This window comes from Streptomyces sp. NPDC006458, assembly GCF_040612135.1.
GTDB lineage: Bacteria > Actinomycetota > Actinomycetes > Streptomycetales > Streptomycetaceae > Streptomyces.
The window spans coordinates 68691-88606 of record NZ_JBEXPR010000008.1 but is presented as its reverse complement, the minus strand read 5'-3'; the positions used below and the strand labels follow the sequence as shown (position 1 = coordinate 88606).

Below are 19916 nucleotides of genomic sequence, written 5' to 3'. Positions count from 1 at the left end.
AGCCGCGTGGGGGCGACCAGTAGAGGGGCGCGGGGCTGTACTGAATCCGCGGCTACAGCCGCGTGGGCGCGACCAGCCCGAACGGACCGGCAGTCGGCGGACGGGCAGCAGTTCCCCGCACATCATCCGCAGAAGAAGGGGGCGCGGGGCAGCGCGGAGTCTGCGGCTACCGCCGCACGGGCGCGACCAGCCCACGACACACCGCAGCCGGGGCCCGGGGAAGCAGGCCCCGCACATCATCCGCATACACAGGGGGGGAAGCGCAGCGATGCGCTCAGGCCGTCACGTCACCATGCTCACCGAAGGCACCTACCCGCATGTCCACGGCGGCGTCAGCACCTGGTGCGACCAACTCGTCAAAGGCATGCCGGAGGTCGACTTCCACATCGTCTCCCTCACCGGCACCGGTCGCGAACCCGTCACCTGGGACCTGCCGCCCAACGTCCGCCGGCACACCACCGTCCCCACCTGGGGACCGCGCCCCGGCCGCGCCCGCGCCCCGCACGGCAAGGCGCGCCGCCGCTTCACCGACGCCTACGAGCGGCTGCTGCTGTCCTTCCTCGACCCCGACTCCCGCTGCGACTTCGGCGAGGCGCTCACCGAACTGGCCCGGTTCGCCCGCGACGGACGCCTGTCGGCGGCCCTGCGCACCGAGTCGGCGCTGCGCTCACTGATGTGGATCTGGAACATGCCGCATCTGCCGACCGCGGCCGCCCGGCCCACCGTGCACGACGCGCTCACCGCGACCGACCTGCTGGAACACGCCCTGCGCCCGCTCGGCGTGCGCGTCCCGCGGGACTCCGTCAACCACGCCGTCAGCAGCGGCCTGGCCACCCTGCCCGCGCTCGCCGCCCGCGCCCTGGACGGCGTACCGTTCCTGCTCACCGAGCACGGCATCTATCTGCGCGAGCGCTACCTCGGCTACCGCAAGGACGCCCAGCGCTGGCCGGTCAAGGCGTTCATGCTCGGCTTCTACCGGGCGCTGAACTCGTACGGCTACCGCTCCGCCGACCTGATCACCCCGTGCAACCAGTACAACCGCCGCTGGGAGGAGCGCGGCGGCGCCGATCCCGACCGTATCCGCACGGTCTACAACGGCGTCGACCCCACCGCCTTCCCGCACGCCGGACCCGAACCCGAGGTGCCCACCCTCACCTGGTGCGGCCGCGTCGACCCCATCAAGGACCTGGAGACACTCGTCCGCGCCTACGCGATGGTCCGCGCCGAGCTGCCGGCGACCCGGCTGCGCCTGTTCGGCCCGGTCCCGCCCGGCGGCGAGGCGTACGCCACCCGGCTGGAGAAGCTCGCCGCCGAGCTCGGCGTCACCGACGGCCTCACCTTCGAGGGCCGTATCACCGAGGTCCGGCGCGCCTACGCCGCCGGACACGTGGTCATGCTGTCCTCGATCTCCGAGGGCTTCCCGTTCTCCATCATCGAGGCCATGTCCTGCGGCCGTACGACCGTCTCCACCGACGTCGGCGGAGTGCGCGAGGCCGTCGGCGACACCGGTCTCGTCGTCCCCCCGCGTGAACCGGAGAAGATGGCGGCGGCGGCCCTCACCCTGCTCAAGGACGACGAACGGCGGCTCCGGCTGGCCGAGTTGTCCCGCCAGCGGGTCATCGACCGGTTCACCCTGCGCCGCTGCGTGGAGAACTTCCGCACCATCTACCAGGAACTCGCCGGGCTGCCCGAGACCTACGAGCCGACCGTCGAGACCGTCGCCGACTGGGCCCTGGAACTGCGCGACCCCTGGTACGCGGCCGTCGCCACGGAAGGAGCCGGCTGGTGAGCGGCATGGTCTGGCTGCCGCCAGGCGCCCGCCCCGACACGCTGCCCACCGTCCCTCGCCAGCGCATCCACGGCTGGGCCGAGTCCGACCCGGTCGACGAACTCGCCGACCGCCTGGAGGACTTCGTCGCCGCGGCCGTCCACCCGGACGAGATCGCCGCGCTGCTGGAGTCCGACGGCATGTCCGACGACCGCATCCGCGAGACGTACGGCGTCAAGAGCTCCTTCGCGCTCGCCGAGGAGCTCTACGACCGTGTCGGCCGCCGCCACCCCGACCCCGGCGGGCCTGTCCACGACCCCTGGCGGACCGGACTGCTCGGCTGTCTGATCCGTGGTGTCGTCTTCGCCCTGCCCGGCCTCGCCTACGTCCTCGGCGCCCCCCTGCTCGCCGGCCCCCGCGACGGACTCGGCCTGCCGCACGGCACGGTCCCGCTGCTCGCGGGCGCCCTCACCGGCTGGGCCTGGAACCAGGGCCTGTCCCACCGCGCCTACTCCTGGCTCGGCCTCGGCGACCGCACGGCCGCCCGCCGCTGTCTGCTCGTCGGCGCGCCCGTCGGAGCCCTGCTCGGCGCGCTCACCGCGCTCGCCGTCGCGGGCCCCACCGACCCCGGCGCGCCGGCCTTCGCCGCCGGACAGTCCTGCTACCTGGGCGCCGCCACCGTCCTGCTGGTCATGGGCCGCGAACAGGCCCTGCTGGCGGCTTTGTCGCCGATGACGGCGGGAGCTGTTCTGGCCTCGATCCACCCTCTGCCGAACACGGTGGGAGTGGCTCTGCTGCTGGGCTCACTGACGGTGGTGGCGACCCTGGCCCTGGTGGAAGTGGTGCCCGTCATGAGCGCCCCGAAGGGGCGCGGGGCCGAACGCGATGTGCGGCCACCGCCGCGCGAGCGCGACAAGCCACGACGCACCGGCGGACCGTCGACGACGGGCCCCCGGCTGTCGGCCTCCGTGCCCTACGCCGTGTTCGGCCTCGGCAGCGGCGTGCTGGTGCTGTACGCCGCCCTCGGGGACATCCTCGACGGCGGGGCGACCGGCGCGGTGCAGGCCCCCGCGGCCGTCGCGCTCACCCTGAGCATGGGCCCCGGCGAGTGGCTGCTGCACCGCTTCCGCAGCGGCAGCCTCGCCGGGCTGCGCTCCGCCGGCACCCCGAGCGCCTTCCGCCGGGCCACCGCCCTGATGGTCGCCCGCTGCCTCACCGGCTACCTCGCCACCCTCCTCGCCCTCGCCCTGGCCACCGCCGCCCTGTGGCCGCGCTCCCCGGACCCGGACGCGGCCCGGCTGACCGGGCTGCTGCTGCTCGGGGTCGTGGTGTGGACCGGGCTGCTGCTCCAGTCCTTCGGCGCGATCGCCGGCGCCGCCGCGGTGTCCTGCGCGGCCGCCCTCGCCCAGACCCTGCTCCTGCTCACCCGCACCGGCGGGCCGCCGTGGACGGGCCCGGTGGTGTACGGCCTGGCCGCCCTCACCCAGACGGCCCTCGCCTGCGCGCTGCTGGGCAGGGCGTCGGCCCACCGATGACCACCCTCGAACCGCACATCCCGTTGGGAGGGGCGTCAGCCCGCCGATGAACACCCTGCTGGTCCCGTACTACGAGCACCCCGACGTCCGCCCCGCCGAATGGGCCGCGATCGTGGCCGCCGCGCCCCGCCTCTACGGCGTCGTCCTCAACCCCGCCGACGGCCCCGGCGAGCATCCGGACGCGGCCTTCGCCGCGACCGCGGCCCGGCTGAAGGCCGCCGGGGTCCGCGTCCTCGGCTACGCCGACACCGACTACGGCCGCCGCCCGCACGAGGAGGTCGCCGCCGACCTGGCCCGCCACCACGCCTGGTACGGCGCCGACGGGGCCTTCCTCGACCAGGCCGCGGCCGACCCGGCGGCCCTGCCGTACTACCGCCGCCTGGCGGCGGCGGCCTGGTCCGCCGGCTGCACCACCCTCGTCCTCAACCACGGCACCCCGCCCGACCCGTCGTACGCCCGCACGGCAGACGTCCTGGTCACCTTCGAGGGCACCTGGGACGCCTACCGCACCCCGCCGCCCGCCCCCTCGTACGGCCCCGGGACGCTGGTCTGCCATCTGGTGTACGGCGTCCCGGCGGGCGTCAACGCGACCGGCGCCGTCCGGGTGCGGGGCGCCGACCTGCACTGTGCGGTGCCGGGAGCGGGCGATCATCCTTGGGGTACGTTGCCGCACGCCCTGGAGCCCACCCGGTGAGACGCCCCCTCCTGCTGGCCGCCCTGCTGCTCCTGCTGGCGGGCTGCACCTCGGCCCCCGACGAAGCCGAGGGCGCACCGCCCGCACCGCGCTGGCAGCCGCGCCCCGGCCTCACCTGGCAGTGGCAGCTCAGCGGCCGCCTGGACACCACGGTGGACGTGCCGGTGTACGACATCGACGGTTTCGACCACGACGCCGACACCGTCGCGGGCCTGCACGACGACGGCCGCAAGGTGATCTGCTACCTGTCCACCGGTGCCTGGGAGGACTGGCGGCCGGACGCCGGCGACTTCCCGCGCGAGGTGCTCGGCCGCGGCAACGGCTGGGACGGCGAGCGCTGGCTCGACATCCGCCGCACCGACGTCCTCGAACCCCTGATGGCGGTCCGGCTCGACATGTGCCGCGAGAAGGGCTTCGACGCGGTGGAGCCGGACAACATGGACGGCCACGTCAACGACACCGGCTTCCCCCTCACCGCCGCCGACCAGCTCCGCTACAACCGTCTGATCGCCCGAATGGCCCACGACCGGGGCCTCGCCGTCGGCCTGAAGAACGACCTCGACCAGATCCCCGAGCTGGTGGGGGAGTTCGACTTCGCGGTCAACGAGCAGTGCGCCCGGTACGGCGAGTGCGAGACGCTCACCCCGTTCATCGCCGCCCGCAAGGCCGTCTTCCACGTGGAGTACGAGCTGCCGACCGCCGACTTCTGCCCGAAGGCCCGAAAGCTGGGCCTCAGCTCGATGCTGAAGCACTACGACCTGGGGCCATGGCGCAGAGCGTGCTGAAAGCCCTGTTCAGCCGCATGAACGCGCCACCCCGCGAGGCCACCGCCCCCGCTTTCAGGCGCGCGGGACTGTGTCGGGTGCGCGGTTCCGCCGCGTGGGCGCGCCAGGCCGTGATGGCACCGACACGCTTTTGAGGGGGTTGTGCCGATGTGCGGCTCGGCCGCGTGGGCGCGGGAGGCCGTGATGGCATCGCCCCGCCTTCAAGGGGCCGCGGGGAACTGCGCGACAGGCCACGACGGAGCCGCACCCGGCACACCACATCGAGGCGCACCTCCTCAGCCGAGCGCAAGCACCACGAGCGAAGCCGTCGCAGCAGTCTCCGCGAGCCCCCCGAAGACATCCCCGGTAATCCCACCGAACCGCCGAATGCAACGCCGCAGCAACGCCTCGGCGACAACAAGGGCGAGCAGCACGGCCAGACCCGAGCGAACACCCCCGTACACCCCGAAGCACACCGCCCCGACGGCCGTGACACCAACGCCCACCCCGGCCACAACGCCGTAGGTGACCCGCACAGGCACGACCCCCGCAACCGCCGCCCCCAACCCCTCGGGCCGAGCCGCCGGCACCCCCGCCCGCGCGGCCAGCGTCAGCGCGAGCCGGGCGGCGACGCCGGACACGACGGCAGCGAACGCACCCCGCACCCACGACCCCGAGTAGACCTCCGCCAGCGCGGCGACCTGGGCCAGCAGCACGAAGACGAGGGTGAGCACCCCGAACGGCCCGATGTCCGACTGCTTCATGATCCGCAGCGCGTCCTCGGCGGGTCTGCCGCTGCCCAGTCCGTCCGCGGTGTCCGCGACCCCGTCCAGGTGCAGCCCCCGGGTGAGCACGGCGGGCACCGCCACGGACGCCACCGCGGCCAGCAGCGGCCCGGCCCCGAGCAGCAGCAGGACCAGCCCGGCCAGCCCGGCGCCCAGCCCCAGCACCGCCCCGACCACCGGAGCGCACAGCATTCCGCCCCGCGCCGCGCCGCGGTCCCAACGGGTGACGTTCACGGGCAGCACGGACAGCGTGCCGAAGGCGAAGCGAAGGCCGTGAGCAGCGGGTATGGAGGACACGCCGGAAGGCTACGCGACGGCGTAACCGGACAGGCGGCCGCGCCCGTCCCGGCGCAGACTGCGGTCATGGGTGACTGGCTGCAACGCAACATCATCGAACCCGGCAAGCTGCCCCTGCTGCTCGCCCTCACGGCCTTCATCGGCACCTTCCTGATCACCAGGCTGATCACCCGCCTGATCCGCGCGGGCCGGGGCCCGTTCGGCAACGTCAAGGCGGGCGGCGTGCACATCCACCACGTCGTGCCCGGTGTCGTCCTCACGGTCGTCGGCGGGTTCGCGGCGGTCGCCGGCGGCACACGCGGCTTCGGCTCGGGGCTCGCGGCGATCGTCTTCGGCGTCGGCGCGGGCCTGGTCCTCGACGAGTTCGCGCTGATCCTGCACCTCGACGACGTGTACTGGACCGAGGCCGGACGAAAGAGCGTGGAGGTCGTGGTGCTCACCGCAGCCCTGGGCGGCCTGATGCTGCTGGGCTTCTCGCCCTTCGGCGTCAACGGCCTGAACGAGGACGAACTCCAGAACCGCGGCACCGTCCTGCTGACCATCGGCGTGAACTTCCTGATCGCTCTCATCGCCCTCGTCAAAGGCAAGTTCAGGATGGCGATCTTCGGGGTGATCGTCCCGTTCGTCGCCGTCTTCGCCGCGCTCCGCCTGGCCCGCCCCGGCTCCTCGTGGTACCGCCGCTTCTACGCCCGACGCCCGCGCACCCGGGCCCGCGCCATCCTGCGCGCCTATCACCACGACCGGCGCTGGGCGCGCCCCGCGCGCCGGCTCCAGGACCTGATCGGCGGCGCGCCCGACCGCACGCCGCAGCCGGACGCCCGCTGACGCAGCCGGACGCCCCCGCTGACGCAGCCGCGCGGCGCCCGCCGGCCGAGCGCGAGCCGATCCGGGCGCACAGCGCGTCCGCGAGGGCGGCGGCGTGGGCGAGGGCGCGCCGGCGCACAGCGCGTCCGCGAGGGCGGCGGCGTGGGCGAGGGCGCGCGTGCGGGAACGGCCCAGGCAGATCTCGGCGAGGCCGAACCGCGAGATACAGCGGATCGGCCGCGCGCAGGGCACCGGCCCGCCGGACGAGGCCGTACCCCCAGGCGCGCTGCCGCCCGAGGCGCGGAAGCGGGCCCACACCGCGCTCAGCAGGTTCACGGACGCGACGAGCCGCGGACACCGCACGGCGAACCGGACGGCCCGCCCGTGCGGGGGACCGTATGGGCACTTCCCACGGAGGGGGATTTCCGGGCCGGGCCGCGCCCGTCACCGGGGATGAGCCCCGTTCGGGTCAGTCCTCCCCGGACGGCTCTCCGGCCTGTTCCCCGGACGGTTCTCCGGACGGTTCTCCGGACGGTTCTCCGGCCTGTTCCTCGGGCTCGTCCGTGGTCCCCGCCGCGGACTCCTGCGCCGGCTTCTCCCCGGCCCGCTCCGGCAGTTCCGCGGCCAGTGCCGCGGCGGCCTGGATCAGGGGCAGCGCGAGCAGCGCCCCGGCTCCCTCGCCCACCGTCACGCCCTGGTCCAGCAGGGGCTCCAGGGCCATCCGGTCCAGCGCCTTGGCCTGCGCGGGCTCCCCGCTGAGCTGCCCGGCCAGCCACCAGTCCGGCGCCCGGAAGGCGATCCGCTGCCCGACCAGTGCGCAGGCCGCGCTCACCACACCGTCGAGCACGACCGGCATCTTCCGTGCGGCGGCCTGGAGCAGAAAGCCCGTCATGGCGGCGAGGTCGGCGCCGCCGACGGCCGCCAGCAGGTCCAACTGCTCGCCCAGCACCGGCCGGGCCCGCCGCAGCGCGTCCCGGATCGCCGCGCACTTGCGCATCCACGCCAGGTCGTCGATCGCCAGCCCGCCGCGCCCGGTCACCACCGACGCGTCCGTCCCGCACAGCGCGGCGACCAGCACACCGGCCGCCGTGGTCCCGCCCACGCTCACATCGCCGAGCACGACCAGGTCCGTCCCCGAGTCGGCCTCCTCGTCGGCGACGGCCATCCCGGCCCGGAACGCGGCCTCCGCCTCGTCGCGGGTCAGCGCGTCCTCGATGTCGATCCGCCCGCTGCCGCGCCGCACCCGGTGTCGTACGACGTCCGCGGGCAGTGCGTCCGGCTCGCAGTCCAGGCCCATGTCGACCACCCGCACCGGCACGCCGAGCCGCCGTGCGAGCACCGCCACCGGGCGACTGCCGTCCAGCACCTCGCGCACCAGCTCCACCGCGCCGCCCGCGGGCCGCGCGGACACGCCGAGCCCGGCGATCCCGTGGTCACCGGCGAAGATCACGACCCGCGGCCGCTCGACGGGCCGCACCACCGCCGTGCCCTGCGCCGCCGCGAGCCACTCGCCCAGTTGGTCCAGGCGCCCCAGCGATCCGGGCGGCACGATCTGACGCTCCCGGCGCGCCTCCGCGTCGCGGCGCACTCCGCCGTCGGGCCGCTCGATCAGATCGGTGAAGTCGTCGAGATTCAGCGCGCTCATTCGCCGAACAGTACCGGCACCGGTCGAGCAGAACGCCGCCACATGGCCCCCACACCCCGGCGACGTCGTTGCGCCCAAGATCGGGATCCCATACGTTCCGTTTTGCAGTGGATTGTCGTACGTCCCTGTCCGCCGTCCCGGCCGTCCCAGGGAGTAAGCCGATGCCCCCCACCCCCACCGACCCACGCCGCGACGACTGCCCCTGGTGCGGCTCCACGAGCCTGCGCACGCGGACGAAGCCCGGAGCGCAGGCGGTCGACGAATGCCGCGACTGCGCGCACGTCTTCCAGAACCCGCGCCAGACGGGCCCCAGGACGGACCCGGCACGCGGGGAAGGGGCGCGGGCGGACGGCGTACGAACGGCCGCCACCCGGCTCCGCCACCGCCTCGCCGCCCGCGCGATGCTCCCCTTCCCCGAACCGGAGAGCTGGCTGGACGTGGGCACCGGCCACGCCGACTTCCCCGAAACGGCCCGCGCCCTCTTCCCCTACACCGCCTTCGACGGCGTGGACAGCACCCCGCGCGTCGAACGGGCCCGCCGGGCGGGCCGCCTGGACGAGGCCCACGTGGGCACCCTGACCACCCCGGACGTACTGGCCCGGCTGCGCTCCCGGTACGACGTGGTCAGCCTGCTCCACCATCTGGAGCACACCCGCGACCCCCGCGCGGAGCTGAGCGCCGCGCTGAAGGCCCTGCGCCCCGGCGGCCACCTCCTGATCGAGACCACCGACCCCCGCCGCCTCCCCCTGCCCCGCGTCGCCCACCTCCTGCCGCCGGCCAACGTCCGCGCGGAACTGGAGTCACAGGGCTGCGAGTTGGTGACCCCCACCGTCCCCACGCTGCTGACCCGCACCCGGCTGTCCCGGGCGTACCGGCTGATCGCCCGGAAGAAGGCCGATCGGCGGCCCTGAGCGCGCCCGGCGGGTCCGGACGGTCCGGTCGGTCCGGGTGGTCCGGTCGGTCCGGTCGGTTCGGTCGGTTCGGGTGGTCCGGTCGGTCCGGACGGGCGTTCAGCGGGCCCGAGTCCGCGGGTCGTTCACCCCCGCAGTACGACGGCCTGCCCCGCCACCACCAGCAGCACCTGCTCGCACTCACCGGCGAACGCCGCGTTCAGCCGCCCCAGTTCGTCCCGGTAGCGCCGCCCCGACGCCGTGGCGGGCACGATCCCCGACCCCACCTCGTTCGACACGGCGACCACCACCCGCCGGGCCTCCCGCACGGCACCGGTCAGCTCCCGCACCCGCTCGCGCAGCGCCCGTTCGCCCCCGCCTGCCCACTCCGCGTCGTCCCAGGCCCCGACGGAGTCCATCGCGTCGGTCAGCCACAGGGACAGACAGTCGATCAGCAGCGGCGGCCCGTCGTCCTTCAGCAGCGGCACCAGGTCGCAGGTCTCCGTCGTCCGCCAGGACCCCGGCCGCCGCTCCCGGTGCGCGGCGACCCGCCCCGCCCACTCGGTGTCCCCGCCCCGCGTCCCCCCGGTGGCCACGTACAGCACGTCCGGGAACGACTCCAGCCGTCGCTCGGCCTCGACCGACTTGCCCGACCGCGCCCCGCCGAGCACCAGCGTCCGGCGCGGTACGTCGAGCACGCCCGGGTAGCCGCCCACCGCCAGCGTCGTCCCGTCCGGGACGGCCCGCGCTCCCGCCGCCGCGAGCCGCCGCCGCAGCTCCGCGCCCGGCGGCACGTCATGACCGAGGTGGACGGCGACGACATCGGTCGCCGGCCCCACCGCACCGACCGCGCGCAGCCGGGCCAGCGCGTCGGGCCGCCCGACGACATCGGCGAGCAGCACGTCGTACGTCTCCACGGACGAGCCGCTCTCCGCCAGCCCGGCGGGAGCCCCGCCCGGCGGCAGATACAGCGCCCGCTGCCCGTCCGGCCCGGTCACGGCGTACCCGGTGCCCGGCGAGTCCATCGCCACGGCCCGCACCCGATGCCCCGTCAGCAGCGCCAACTCCCGCCCGTCGGGCACCCGGCCCGGCTGCGGCAGCCCCGCCGGCACCTCGACGGCCGGCCCGTCGTGCGGATGCGTCAGCAGGACCTGCCCCACACCGGTCAGCGACCGCCCGGCCCGCGCCGCGGCGAACGCGGCCCCCGGCGTCAGATCCAGCAGCAGCGCCCCGTCGACCAGCAGCGAGGTGGCGCCCCGGGCGTCGTCCCCGAGGGCGGCGGCACAGGCCGCGCAGGGGCAGTCGGGGCGGGGGAGGCCGGCGGGGGCACCGGTGCCGAGCAGAGTGAGTTCCACGCCCCGATTCTCGCCGCTCCCTCCTGGTCATGCCTGCCCGGGAGCCCCTTCAAGGGACCCGGCTGGTATCGGCCGACTGTGCCGATCTTCTTCTGGCAACCCCGATCGACCCCATAGGCTCGTCCCAGACGAAGCACCATGAAGGAGGCCTGCATGGCGATGTGGACGTGGCGGTTCGAGAAGTCCGACGGGACGGAGGTCGAGCCCGCGGTGCAGCCCGAGGAGTTCACCACGCAGGGCGACGCGGAGTCGTGGATCGGCGAGCACTGGAAGGACCTGCAGGCCGGCGGCGCCGACCAGGTACGCCTCTTCGAGGACACCACGGAGATCTACGGCCCGATGAGCCTGCACGCCGAGGACACGGCGGACGCCGCGGACGCCGCGGAGGCGGCGGAGGCGTGAGCCGCGGGGGCGGCGTACCGGGCCGGGCTGAGCCCTCGCGCCGGGCCCTCGCGCTGGGGAGGTCCTGTGGTGTGGGCCGCCCTCGTGCTGGGGAGGTCCGTGGTGCGCGTCTGAGCGCTCGCGCTGGGGCGGCCCTCCCGTCGTGCGGGCCGGGCCGTCGCTCTGGGGAGGTCCTGTCGGGCAGGGCCGCGACGTGGCGCGATCTCCGTCAGTGAGCTGATCGCCCTGTTGTCGAGCCCGGTGACGACGTCCCCGGGCTCCCGCGCCCGGACGTCAGCCGCGGACCCCGCACAGATGCAGCAGCGCTGCGACGGCCCGGTACGGGTCCGTGCGTCCCGCCCGCTCCTCCACCGCGAGCAGCGGCTCGACGTCCTCCGGGACCTCGGCGTCGTCCGGCGCGGTGTCCGTGAACACCCGCACCCCGTACCAGGCGTGCAGCGGCGTGCCGATGCCCGCCAGCGTCGAGCTGATCGTCTGCAGCCGGTCCGCCCGCACGTCCAGGCCCAGCCGGTTGCGGTACGCGGTGGTGTCGAAGGCGGTCAGCGCCCCCGCCCAGTCGCCGGACAGCCCCGGCCGTATGGCCAGCGCGTCGGCGTTGCGCACCAGCAGCGACAGCAGTCCGCCCGGCGCCAGCACCCGGGCCAGACCCGCCAGCAGCGCGTCCGGCTCCTCGACGTACATCAGCACGCCATGGCACAGCACCACGTCGAAGCTGCCCGGCAGGAAGTGCACGCCGGTGTCCCGGCCGTCGCCCTCCAGGATCCGCATCCGCTCCCGGATGCCCTCCGGCTCGGCGGACAGCGCCGCCCGCGCCACGGCGACCATCTTCGCGTCGCGCTCGACACCGGTGACCTGATGGCCGATGCGGGCCAGGCGCAGCGCCTGGGTGCCCTGGCCCATCCCGACGTCGAGCACCCGCAGCCGCTGCCCGACCGGGAACCGCCCGGCTATCTGCTCGTCGAGCTGCCGGGCGACCAGCTCCTGTCGTACGACATCACGCAGGCCGCCCAGCTTGTTCAGCCAGGCCTCGGCCGCACCCCCGGAGAAAGCGGCTGCGCTCAGGGTCGCGCTCCGCGCTTGACCTGCGGCTTGGGCAGCCGGAGCCGGCGCATCTGAAGGCTGCGCATCAGGGCGTAGGCGACCGCGCCGCGCTGGTTCTCGTCCGGGAAGCGCTCACGCAGCTGCTTCTTCAGACGGAAGGAGGTGAGGACCGAGTCCAGCACGATCATCACGATCACGACGAGCCACAGCAGCAGCGCCAGCGTCTGCACGTTCTGCACGCGGACCACGCTCAGCACGAGGATGACCACGGCCATCGGCAGGAAGAACTCAGCGATGTTGAAGCGCGAGTCGACGAAGTCGCGGGCGAAGCGGCGCACCGGCCCCTTGTCGCGCGCCGGGAGGTAACGCTCGTCGCCCCCGGCCAGCGCCTGACGCTGGCGGTCCAGGGCGGCACGGCGCTCCTCGCGCTGCCGCTTGGCGGCCTCCTTGCGCGTCGTGGGCGTACTGGCCACGCTGCGGCGCTGGGACTGGGCCTCACTGCGCTTTGGCGTGGGCCTGCCCTTCGGGGCCTGCGGGTGACGGGGCTGCTTGGAGTCGGTCACCGGCGCCTTGTCGGCGGTGGTGGCCTTCTCGTCCTTGGTGGCACGGCTACGGAACACAAAACCCAAGGGTACGGGGTAGGCAGGTGTGGACCCCAGTCCCGTGGGGAACGATCCGGCAACACCAGTCGTCTTCAGGGGGACAGACGGGACGTGGTGGAAGGCCCCGGGGAACCCCCGGGACCCTCGGGACCCTCCGGGGACCACCTACTCCCTACGCCGGAGCCGGAGCGGACGCAGTCGTCCTCGGGGATGACCGCATCAGCCACGGAACAGTGCGTCAATGGATGCAGGGCCCGTACTGTGGGTTCTGTCGCAGAGCTGGAGCCGGAGTCCGTCAGAAGGGGGCGCGCGAAGCCCATGAGCGGTGTCATGAAGCGGATGGGGATGATCTTCCGCGCGAAGGCGAACAAGGCCCTGGACCGGGCCGAGGACCCGCGCGAGACCCTCGACTACTCGTACCAGAAGCAGCTGGAGCTGCTCCAGAAGGTGCGCCGCGGTGTCGCCGACGTGGCCACCTCGCGCAAGCGGCTGGAGCTCCAGCTGAACCAGCTGCAGTCGCAGTCGGCCAAGCTGGAGGACCAGGGCCGCAAGGCGCTGGCGCTGGGCCGGGAGGACCTGGCCCGTGAGGCGCTGTCCCGCCGTGCGGCGCTCCAGCAGCAGGTGACCGACCTGGAGACGCAGCACGCCACGCTCCAGGGCGAGGAGGAGAAGCTCACCCTCGCGGCGCAGCGGCTCCAGGCGAAGGTCGACGCCTTCCGCACGAAGAAGGAGACGATCAAGGCGACCTACACCGCGGCCCAGGCGCAGACCCGGATCGGGGAGGCCTTCACCGGTATCTCCGAGGAGATGGGCGATGTCGGGCTGGCGATCCAGCGGGCCGAGGACAAGACGGCACAGCTCCAGGCCAGGGCCGGCGCGATCGACGAGCTGCTGGCCTCCGGTGCGCTCGACGACCCGACCGGCATCGCCAAGGACGACATCCAGGCCGAGCTGGACCGGCTGTCCGGTGGTACGGATGTAGAGCTGGAGCTGCAGCGCATGAAGGCGGAGCTGGCGGGCGGTTCGTCCGACCGGCAGGCCCTCGAGGGCGGCAGCGGGCAGCAGCAGGGTCAGCAGCAGCCACAGGACACCCCGCGCTTCGACAAGCAGTAGGGGGCACGCCGAGGGAGGCGACATGATCGTACGGATCATGGGGGAGGGCCAGGTGACCCTCTCCGAGAGCCACCTGCCCGAGCTGAACGCGCTGGACGACGAGCTCCTGAAGGAACTCGAGTCCGGTGACGAGGCCGGCTTCCGCCGCACCCTCGGCGCCCTCCTGGAGGCGGTCCGCCGCCTCGGCGGCCCGGTCCCCGACGAGTCCCTCGACCCGTCGGACCTCATCCTTCCGTCGCCCGAGGCGACCCTGGACGAGGTCCGGGCCATGCTCCGCGACGACGGTCTGATCCCGGGCTGAGGTTCCTGGGCGCGTGATGCGGGTGGGTGGTGCGCGGCCGCGCCGGGGGGTGTCCCCTCCCCGCCCGAGCCGCGGGCATGCGTGCCGCTAAGGGCGGCACGGGTGGGCGCGGCGGCACCTCGCCACGCTGAGCTGCGCACCGCCCTCACCCCTCCGCGCCGTACGCGACTTCCCGACGTCCATCGCCGCGGGCGCCGCGCCGCCCGAGCCGCGGGCAAGCGTGCCGCTGGGGGCGGCAGGGGTGGGCGCGGCGGTACCCCGGCAGCGCCGAGTCGCGCGACGCCCCGCCCTCGGCCACGACGCCCCGCGCCCTCGCAAGCCGCGCCGCACGGAACCTCCCCCCGCCCTCGCAAGCCGCCGCCGCACGGAACCGCACGGCGCCCTCGCAAGCACCGCCGCACGGAACCGCCCCGCGCCCGGTTACCGTAGATGGCCGTGACCACCCTGGACCGCTTCCGCGCCCGCATGAAGGCGCACCCGATGGCGCTGGACGCGACACTCGCGTCCGCCGTCCTGGTGGCCATGGTCGCCGGCTCCTTCGTCGACCCCCGCGGAGCGAACGGCGTCACCTGGGGCCTGCGCACCCCGGACTGGCCGAGCCTCGTGCTGATGGCCCTCGCCGCCGCCGCTCTCGTGTTCCGCCGCCGCACCCCGCTGGCCGTCCTGGCCGTCACCGGCGGACTGTCCCTCGTCGAGGCCGTCACCGGAGACCCCCGCGCCCCCGTAGCCATGGCGGCCGTCATCGCCCTGTACACCGTCGCCGCCACCACCGACCGCCACACCACCTGGCGCGTCGGCCTGCTCACCATGAGCGTGCTGACCGGCGCGGCCATGCTCGCCGGCCCTCTGCCCTGGTACGCCCAGGAAAACCTCGGCATCTTCGCCTGGACCGGCATGGCCGCGGCCGGCGGGGACGCCGTACGCAGCCGAAGGGCCGTCGTGGAGGCCATCCGCGAGCGGGCCGAGCGGGCTGAACGGACCCGGGAGGAGGAGGCCCGGCGCCGGGTCGCGGAGGAGCGGCTGCGGATCGCACGGGATCTGCACGACGTCGTCGCGCACCACATCGCCCTGGTCAACGTGCAGGCCGGGGTCGCCGCGCACGTCATGGACAAGCGGCCCGACCAGGCGAAGGAAGCGCTCGCCCATGTCCGGGAGGCCAGCCGCTCCGCGCTCAACGAGCTGCGGGCCACCGTGGGCCTGCTGCGGCAGTCCGGCGATCCGGAGGCCCCCACCGAACCCGCCCCGGGACTCGACCGCCTCGACGAACTCGTCGGCACCTTCCGCGCGGCCGGGCTGCACGTCGAGGTCGCCCGCACCGACGAGGGGACCCGGCTGCCCGCGGCCGTGGACCTCGCCGCGTACCGCGTCATCCAGGAAGCCCTGACCAATGTGCAGAAGCACGGCGGACAGGGCGCCAAGGCCGAGGTCAGCGTCGTCCGGGTGGGCCCGAGCATCGAGATCAGCGTCCTTGACGACGGCACCGGCGACCCCGCCTCCTCCGACGGCGGCGGCCACGGGCTGCTCGGCATGCGCGAGCGCGTCACCGCCGTGAGCGGCACCCTGACCACCGGTCCCCGCTACGGCGGCGGGTTCCGGGTCCATGCGATCCTGCCGGTCAAGACCCGCACCGGTCCGCAGGAGGACTCCGCATGACCATCCGCGTGCTGCTCGCCGACGACCAGGCCCTGCTGCGCAGCGCGTTCCGGGTGCTGGTCGACTCCGAGCCCGACATGGAGGTCGTGGGGGAGGCCTCCGACGGCGCCGAGGCGGTGCGGCTGGCCAAGGAGCGGCCGACCGACGTCGTGCTGATGGACATCCGGATGCCGGGCACCGACGGCCTCGCCGCCACCCGCATGATCAGCGAGGACCCCACGCTGGCCGACGTCAGGGTCGTCATCCTCACCACCTTCGAGGTCGACGACTACGTCGTGCAGTCGCTGCGGGCCGGGGCCTCCGGGTTCCTCGGCAAGGGCTCCGAGCCGGAGGAACTGCTCAACGCGATCCGGGTCGCGGCGGGCGGCGAGGCCCTGCTGTCCCCGACGGCCACCAAGGGGCTGATCGCGCGGTTCCTCGCCCAGGGGGGCGCCGACGACCGCGACCCCGCGGACGCCGAGCGGCTGGACGCCCTGACCGTGCGGGAGCGCGAGGTGCTGGTGCTGGTCGCCGGCGGGCACTCCAACGACGAGATCGCCGAGCGGCTCACCGTCAGCCCGCTGACCGTGAAGACGCACGTCAACCGGGCCATGGCCAAGCTGGGCGCCCGCGACCGGGCGCAGCTGGTGGTCATCGCGTACGAATCGGGGCTGGTACGTCCGAGGGTGGACTGACCCCCACGGGCCCGTACTCCACCCGCAGTATGCGTGGCATAAGGAACGGGACCTGCGGGGTACGGGCCGGGGTCAGTGGATGGCACAGGGTGTTGGGTGGGCGCTCCTCTGCGCTTCCCCCTCCGCTCCGGCCACTGAAGAGAGACCCTGACCCATGTCCTGGCTGTCCAGGTTCAGCCTCGCGCAACGGGCCCTGATCGGCCTGATGTCGATCATCGCGCTCGCCTTCGGGGCGATCGCGATACCCCAGCTCAAGCAGCAGTTGCTGCCGACCATCGAACTGCCCATGGTGTCGGTCCTCGCGCCGTACCAGGGTGCCTCTCCCGACGTGGTCGAGAAGCAGGTCGTCGAACCGATCGAGAACAACCTCGAAGCCGTCGACGGCATCACCGGCGTCACCTCCACGGCGAGCGAGGGCAACGCCGTGATCATGGCGTCCTTCGACTACGGCATCGACACCGAGCAGCTCGTCGCGGACGTCCAGCAGGCCGTCAACCGCGCCCGGGTCCAGCTGCCCGACTCCGTCGACCCGCAGGTCGTCGCCGGGTCCACCGACGACATGCCGACCGTGGTGCTCGCCGTCACCTCCGGCAAGGACCAGCAGGCCCTCGCGGACCAGCTCGACCGGACGGTCGTCCCGCGGCTGAAGGACATCGACGGCGTCGGCCAGGTCACCGTCGACGGTGTGCGCGACCTCCAGGTCACCGTCACGCCCGACGAGCGCGGGCTGGCCCGCGCCGGTCTCACCACTCAGTCCCTCGCCCAGGCACTGCAGGCGGGCGGCGCCACCGTCCCGGCCGGTTCCTTCGACGAGGACGGTGCCAACCGCACCGTCCAGGTCGGCGGCGGCTTCACCTCGCTGGCGCAGGTCGAGGACCTGATGGTCACCGGCGAGGGCGGCAAGCGGCCGGTGCGCCTCGGTTCCGTGGCAACGGTGCGGCAGGAGCAGGCCCCCGCCGATTCGATCACCCGGACGAACGGCCGTCCCAGCCTCGCCGTGATGGTCACGATGGACCACGACGGCAGCGCGGTGGCGATCTCCGAGGCGGTCGAGGACGAGCTGCCCGGGATGCGCGCGGACCTCGGCTCCGGTGCGACCGTCACCGTCGTCAGCGACCAGGGCCCGGCCGTGTCCAAGGCCATCGACGGCCTGACCACCGAGGGCGGCCTCGGACTGCTCTTCGCGGTCCTGATCATCCTGGTGTTCCTGGCCTCGGTCCGCTCCACGCTGGTGACGGCCGTGTCCATCCCGCTGTCCGTGGTGCTCGCGCTGATCGTGCTGTGGACGCGCGACCTGTCCCTGAACATGCTCACCCTGGGCGCCCTGACCATCGCGATCGGCCGCGTCGTCGACGACTCGATCGTGGTCCTGGAGAACATCAAGCGCCATCTCGGATACGGCGAGGAGCGCCGGTCCGCGATCCTCACCGCCGTCCGCGAGGTCTCCGGCGCCGTCACCTCCTCCACCCTGACCACCGTCGCCGTCTTCCTGCCCATCGGCCTGGTCGGCGGCATGGTCGGCGAGCTGTTCGGCCCGTTCAGCCTGACCGTGACGGCGGCGCTGCTGGCCTCCCTGCTCGTGTCGCTGACGGTCGTACCGGTGCTGTCGTACTGGTTCCTGCGCGCCCCCAAGGGCACGCCCGAGGACGCCGAGGAGGCGCGCCGCAAGGCCGAGGAGAAGGAGGCGAACAGCCGGCTCCAGCGGCTCTACGTCCCCGTCCTGCGCTTCGCCACGCGTCGCCGGCTGACCAGCGTGGCCCTCGCGGTCGTGATCCTGATCGGCACCTTCGGCATGGCCCCCCTGCTGAAGACCAACTTCTTCGACCAGGGCGAGCAGGAGGTCCTCACCGTCCGCCAGGAGCTGGCGCCCGGCGCCAGCCTCGCCGCGACCGACGTCCAGGCGCGGAAGGTCGAGCTGCTGCTCGCCGACACCGAGGGCGTCAAGGACTACCAGGTCACGGTCGGTTCGTCCGGATTCCTCGCGGCGTTCGGCGGCGGCACGGACACCAACCAGGCCCAGTACAACGTGATGCTGGAGGAGTCGGCCTCCTCCTACGAGGTCGTGGACCGCATCGAGGCCGGGCTGAAGAAGCTCTCCGGCGTCGGCACGACCACCGTCGCGGCCGGTGACGGCTTCGGCAGCCAGGACCTCAGCGTGGTCGTGAAGGCCGCCGACGGCGAGGCGCTGCGCCGGGCCGCCGAGCAGGTCCGCGCCACCGTCGCGAAGCTCGACGACGTCACCGACGTCACCAGCGACCTGGCGCAGAGCGTCCCGCGCATCTCCGTCAAGGCCAACGACAAGGCGGCCGCGGCCGGGTTCAGCGACCAGACGCTCGGCCTCGCCGTCGCCCAGGCGGTGCGCGGCACCCCGGCCGCCAAGGCCACGCTGGACGACACCGAGCGCGATGTCGTCATCCGCTCCGCGAACCCCGCGGGAACCCTCGCCGAGCTGCGCGCGCTGCCGCTGGGCCGGGTGAAGCTGGGTGACATCGCGACCGTGCGGCTGGTCGACGGGCCGGTCTCCATGACCCGGATCGACGGTCAGCGGGCCGCCACCATCACCGCCCGGCCGACCGGCGACAACACCGGCGCGGTGGGCGCGGAGCTCCAGACCAGGATCGACGCGCTGAAGCTGCCCGCCGGTGCCACCGCCGACATCGGCGGCGTCTCCCAGGACCAGGACGAGGCGTTCGCCAACCTGGGCCTGGCGATGCTCGCGGCGATCGCGATCGTCTTCATGCTGCTGGTGGCGACCTTCCGCTCGCTGGCCCAGCCGCTGATCCTGCTGGTCTCCATCCCGTTCGCCGCGACCGGCGCGATCGGTCTGCTGGTGGCCACCGGCACGCCGATGGGCGTCCCCGCGATGATCGGCATGCTGATGCTGATCGGCATCGTGGTCACCAACGCGATCGTGCTGATCGACCTGATCAACCAGTACCGGCGACAGGGCCACGGAGTGGTCGAAGCCGTGGTCGAGGGCGGCCGGCACCGGCTGCGGCCGATCCTGATGACCGCCCTGGCGACCATCTTCGCGCTGCTCCCGATGGCCCTGGGCGTCACCGGCGAGGGCGGCTTCATCGCCCAGCCGCTGGCGGTGGTCGTGATCGGCGGCCTGATCACCTCGACCCTGCTGACCCTGCTGCTGGTCCCGACGCTCTACGCGATGCTGGAGCTCCGCAAGGAGCGGCGCGCGCAGAAGCGGGAGGCCAAGCGGCAGAAGAAGGCCGGCGTGCCCGTCCGCCCGGTGGAGTCGGAGGAGCCGGAGCTCGCCGGGGTGTGACCGCCCCGATCCGCTGATCCGACGGCGGCCGGGACCTGGACCCGCCGGTCCGGGCCCGGCCGCCGCCGTGTGCGCGCTTCGTGTTCTGTGGCCTCGATCGCTGTACCGGGGGAAGGGGATCGGGGCGTGCCGCTGCACAGGGACGACCCGAGGCCGGTCGGCGGCAACAGACTCGTCGACCGGCTCGGCGCCGGGGGCATGGGGATCGTCCACCGGGCCAGATCGCGCTCGGGGCGGGACGTGGCCGTCAAGCCGGTGCACGCCCAGTACGCCGGAGGCCGCGGTCTCCCGGGCCCGCTTCCGGCAGGATCCC

The 19916-nt window shown here is 73.9% G+C and carries 17 protein-coding genes and 1 pseudogene; 13 read left to right on the top strand and 5 right to left on the bottom strand.

Annotated features, from left to right (window positions below):
• Positions 1-268: 268 nt before the first annotated feature.
• Genes pelF through ABZZ79_RS13105 form a run of 4 tightly spaced genes read left to right on the top strand, consistent with a single transcriptional unit; the run spans position 269 to position 4782 of the window.
• A complete protein-coding gene (gene pelF, locus ABZZ79_RS13120; protein ID WP_356689006.1) occupies positions 269-1789 on the top strand; it encodes a GT4 family glycosyltransferase PelF in 1521 nt (506 codons plus the stop codon).
• A gap of 5 nt (positions 1790-1794) precedes the next feature.
• Complete coding sequence (locus ABZZ79_RS13115; protein ID WP_356689161.1) at positions 1795-3303, top strand: hypothetical protein; 1509 nt, start codon at positions 1795-1797, stop codon at positions 3301-3303.
• Positions 3304-3349: 46 nt separating this feature from the next.
• Positions 3350-3997, top strand: coding sequence for a spherulation-specific family 4 protein (locus ABZZ79_RS13110; protein WP_356689005.1), 648 nt, complete (start codon positions 3350-3352; stop codon positions 3995-3997).
• Positions 3994-4782, top strand: coding sequence for an endo alpha-1,4 polygalactosaminidase (locus ABZZ79_RS13105; protein ID WP_356689004.1), 789 nt, complete (start codon positions 3994-3996; stop codon positions 4780-4782). Before ABZZ79_RS13110 ends, ABZZ79_RS13105 begins: the two co-directional genes overlap by 4 nt.
• 275 nt (positions 4783-5057) lie before the next feature.
• On the opposite strand, the gene ABZZ79_RS13100 is transcribed toward ABZZ79_RS13105, so the two are convergent.
• On the bottom strand, positions 5058-5843 hold the full coding sequence (locus tag ABZZ79_RS13100; RefSeq protein WP_356689003.1) for an adenosylcobinamide-GDP ribazoletransferase: 786 nt from the start codon (positions 5841-5843) through the stop codon (positions 5058-5060).
• 66 nt (positions 5844-5909) lie between these two features.
• Between ABZZ79_RS13100 and ABZZ79_RS13095 the strand changes: the two genes are divergently transcribed.
• A complete protein-coding gene (locus tag ABZZ79_RS13095; RefSeq protein WP_356689002.1) occupies positions 5910-6668 on the top strand; it encodes a hypothetical protein in 759 nt (252 codons plus the stop codon).
• A 448-nt stretch (positions 6669-7116) separates the two neighbouring features.
• Here ABZZ79_RS13095 and cobT read toward each other — a convergent pair whose 3' ends face one another.
• Positions 7117-8292: a nicotinate-nucleotide--dimethylbenzimidazole phosphoribosyltransferase gene (cobT, locus tag ABZZ79_RS13090; RefSeq protein ID WP_356689001.1), complete on the bottom strand. Its 1176-nt coding sequence runs from the start codon at positions 8290-8292 to the stop codon at positions 7117-7119.
• A 161-nt stretch (positions 8293-8453) separates the two neighbouring features.
• On the opposite strand from cobT, the gene ABZZ79_RS13085 reads away from it, so the two are divergent.
• Entirely contained in the window at positions 8454-9203 is a 750-nt protein-coding gene (locus tag ABZZ79_RS13085; RefSeq protein ID WP_356689000.1) for a class I SAM-dependent methyltransferase, read from the top strand.
• Positions 9204-9328: 125 nt separating this feature from the next.
• Here the strand turns inward: ABZZ79_RS13085 and ABZZ79_RS13080 are convergent, their stop codons facing one another.
• Entirely contained in the window at positions 9329-10537 is a 1209-nt protein-coding gene (locus ABZZ79_RS13080; RefSeq protein WP_356688999.1) for a bifunctional adenosylcobinamide kinase/adenosylcobinamide-phosphate guanylyltransferase, read from the bottom strand.
• 153 nt (positions 10538-10690) lie between these two features.
• Here ABZZ79_RS13080 and ABZZ79_RS13075 point away from each other — a divergent pair, with 153 nt between their 5' ends.
• Positions 10691-10939: a hypothetical protein gene (locus ABZZ79_RS13075; protein ID WP_356688998.1), complete on the top strand. Its 249-nt coding sequence runs from the start codon at positions 10691-10693 to the stop codon at positions 10937-10939.
• 273 nt (positions 10940-11212) lie between these two features.
• On the opposite strand, the gene ABZZ79_RS13070 is transcribed toward ABZZ79_RS13075, so the two are convergent.
• Together ABZZ79_RS13070 and ABZZ79_RS13065 are read right to left on the bottom strand one after the other, a co-directional pair.
• Positions 11213-11917, bottom strand: coding sequence for a methyltransferase domain-containing protein (locus tag ABZZ79_RS13070; RefSeq protein WP_356689160.1), 705 nt, complete (start codon positions 11915-11917; stop codon positions 11213-11215).
• A gap of 80 nt (positions 11918-11997) precedes the next feature.
• Positions 11998-12639 (bottom strand): DUF3043 domain-containing protein, encoded by a 642-nt coding sequence (locus ABZZ79_RS13065; protein ID WP_356689159.1) that lies wholly within the window; start codon positions 12637-12639, stop codon positions 11998-12000.
• Positions 12640-12900: 261 nt separating this feature from the next.
• Between ABZZ79_RS13065 and ABZZ79_RS13060 the strand changes: the two genes are divergently transcribed.
• The 6 genes and pseudogenes from ABZZ79_RS13060 to ABZZ79_RS13035 form a co-directional block, all read left to right on the top strand.
• Positions 12901-13695, top strand: coding sequence for a PspA/IM30 family protein (locus ABZZ79_RS13060; protein ID WP_356688997.1), 795 nt, complete (start codon positions 12901-12903; stop codon positions 13693-13695).
• Between the two features lie 22 nt (positions 13696-13717).
• Positions 13718-13996: a hypothetical protein gene (locus ABZZ79_RS13055; protein WP_356688996.1), complete on the top strand. Its 279-nt coding sequence runs from the start codon at positions 13718-13720 to the stop codon at positions 13994-13996.
• A gap of 435 nt (positions 13997-14431) precedes the next feature.
• A complete protein-coding gene (locus ABZZ79_RS13050; protein ID WP_356688995.1) occupies positions 14432-15649 on the top strand; it encodes a sensor histidine kinase in 1218 nt (405 codons plus the stop codon).
• On the top strand, positions 15646-16323 hold the full coding sequence (locus tag ABZZ79_RS13045) for a response regulator transcription factor (RefSeq protein ID WP_356688994.1): 678 nt from the start codon (positions 15646-15648) through the stop codon (positions 16321-16323). The genes ABZZ79_RS13050 and ABZZ79_RS13045 overlap by 4 nt, the downstream gene beginning before the upstream one ends.
• Positions 16324-16477: 154 nt before the next feature.
• On the top strand, positions 16478-19603 hold the full coding sequence (locus tag ABZZ79_RS13040; RefSeq protein ID WP_356688993.1) for an efflux RND transporter permease subunit: 3126 nt from the start codon (positions 16478-16480) through the stop codon (positions 19601-19603).
• A gap of 126 nt (positions 19604-19729) precedes the next feature.
• A pseudogene (locus tag ABZZ79_RS13035) lies at positions 19730-19913 on the top strand (hypothetical protein); the annotation flags it as partial.
• Positions 19914-19916: the final 3 nt, after the last annotated feature.